This window comes from uncultured Ilumatobacter sp. (genome assembly GCF_963980585.1).
Taxonomy (GTDB): domain Bacteria; phylum Actinomycetota; class Acidimicrobiia; order Acidimicrobiales; family Ilumatobacteraceae; genus Ilumatobacter_A.
Genome location: NZ_CAXCAM010000093.1, coordinates 1 through 2,362, shown reverse-complemented (window position 1 = coordinate 2,362; position 2,362 = coordinate 1). Strand labels below are relative to the sequence as shown.

Below are 2,362 nucleotides of genomic sequence, written 5' to 3'. Positions count from 1 at the left end.
ACTTCGGTGAGACCCATGCGATGGGCTGCAAGAATCTTCTGCTTCAAGCCGCCAATGGGGAGCACCTGACCCTGCAGGTTGATCTCGCCGGTCATCCCGACAGTTGGCTTGACTGCCCGGCCGGACAGCAACGACACCAGGGCCGTGGTCATCGTGATGCCCGCAGACGGGCCGTCCTTCGGGATCGCGCCGGCTGGCACATGCACATGGAAGCGCTGGCGCATCGACTCCGGGTCAAGGCCCAGTTCGTCGGTGTGTGACCGCACATAGTTCAGCGCGATCTGGGCGGACTCCTTCATCACGTCACCGAGCTGACCGGTCAACGTCAGGCCCGGTTCGGAGTCGGGCCCGGTCGGGAAGGCCGTGGTTTCGACGAAGAGCACGTCGCCGCCGGCACCGGTGACTGCGAGTCCCGTGGCCACGCCAGGTGTGTCGGTTCGGTCGATCACTTCGTCGTCGACCTTGCGTCGACCGATCCAGTCGGTCAGCTCGTCCGCGCCGATGGCGATCGGCGTGTCCGAACCCGTTGCCACCTTCGCGGTGACCTTGCGCACCAGTCGGCCCAACTCGCGTTCGAGTGAGCGCACGCCCGCCTCTCGGGTCCAGCCGGAGATGATCGAGCTGATCACGGCGTCGTCGACCGTGACCTCGTCGGGCTCCAAGCCAGCACGTTCGATCTGTCGCGGAAGCAAGTAGCGGTGTGCGATGAAAGTCTTCTCTGCCTCCGTGTAACCATCAAGGCGGACGAGGTCCATCCGGTCGAGCAGCGGGCCCGGGATGGTGTCGGCAACGTTGGCCGTAGCGATGAAGACCACTTCGGACAGGTCCAAGTCGACCTCGAGGTAGTGATCGCGGAACGTGTGGTTCTGCGCGGGGTCGAGGACTTCGAGCAACGCTGCGGTCGGGTCGCCGGACCAGCCGCCGGCGGCCAGCTTGTCGACCTCGTCGAGCAGGATGACCGGGTTCATCGTCTTGGCTTCCTGCAGCGCACGGACGATTCGCCCAGGCTGCGAGCCGACGTACGTGCGGCGGTGGCCGCGGATCTCGGACTCGTCGCGGACACCACCGAGGGCAACACGAACAAACTCGCGGCCCATGGCTCGTGCAATCGACTCACCGAGGCTGGTCTTGCCGACCCCGGGCGGACCGATGAGGGTGATGACCGACCCGTGCCCGCGGGCGGTTCGTTCGCCGTCGGCATCGACGCGAGCGTCGAGGCCGCGCTCGTGGCGAAGCTTGCGCGTGGCGAGGAACTCGACGATGCGATCCTTCACATCGTCGAGGCCGTAGTGATCAGCGTCGAGCACCGTCTGCGCGTCGTCGAGATCGATGTTGTCGTCACTGCGCTCGCCCCACGGCATCTCGAAGATGCGGTCGAGCCAGGTGCGGATCCATGAGTGCTCGGGTGACTGGGAACTCATCCGCTCAAACCGGTCGAGCTCCTTGTCGATGGCAATCTTGACCGATTCGGGCGCGTCGAGATCCGCCAACTTCGCGCGGTACTCGTCGGTGACGTCCTCGTCGCCTTCACCGAGTTCTTTTCGAATGGATGCCATTTGCTGGCGCAGCAGATACTCACGCTGCTGCTTGTCCATGCCTTCGCTGACGTCGTTGCGAATCGTCTCGGCGACCTGCAACTCGTTGAGGTGATTGCGCGCCCACGAGTGAAGTGCATCGACGCGGTCCGCGACGTCGGTCGCGCGCAGCACGACGAGCCGGTTGTCGTCGGAGAATTCAGCCCAAAGCGCCACGGCATCAGCGAGCGCGCCAGGTTCCTGGATTGTCCGGAGGAGTTCGGGCAAGCGACGCGAGTTGCGCTTCTCGGCGATGAGCTCAAGGGTGGCGCGTAGTTCACGCGTTGCCGCTGTGGTCGACGCGCTTGACGGTCCGTCGATCAACAGTTCAGCTTCGGCAAATGTTGCCGCTCCGGATTCGACCTGCGTCGACGTGATCCGCGCTCGGCCTTCGACGCGGACAATCGCTGCCGACTCACCAGTCGGCAGATTGCCCACGTTCGGGACGCGCGCCACCACGGCCAGTTCGTCTTCGTCGCCCCCGGTCAGGAGCAGTCGCGAATCGTTCAACTCTGTGGCAGCAGTAATCGCCAGGCGCAGGGCGTCGGTGGCGAGGGTCAGCGTGACCGTGGCGCCAGGAAGCACAGCACTCGGGAGGTGCGCGATGGGGAGGCGAATGGTCGTGACGGGTGTGGCCGGTGGCGGTGTTGCTGAGGAGGTGTTCGACATGTGACCACGCTAGGCACAAACAACCTGAGTGCCAACGACTCAAGATTCACACCAAATTCGGGAATACGCTCGAAACCCAGCCACCGAGCCAGCCAGCCACCGAGCCACCGAGCCACCGA

At 64.7% G+C, this 2,362-nt stretch carries 1 protein-coding gene; it reads right to left on the bottom strand.

Going from position 1 to position 2,362, the window contains the following annotated elements:
- A partial coding sequence (gene lon, locus ACH2DW_RS15280; protein WP_394930603.1) for an endopeptidase La occupies window positions 1-2,243 on the bottom strand: 2,243 nt, incomplete at its 3' end.
- Window positions 2,244-2,362 lie beyond the last annotated feature (119 nt).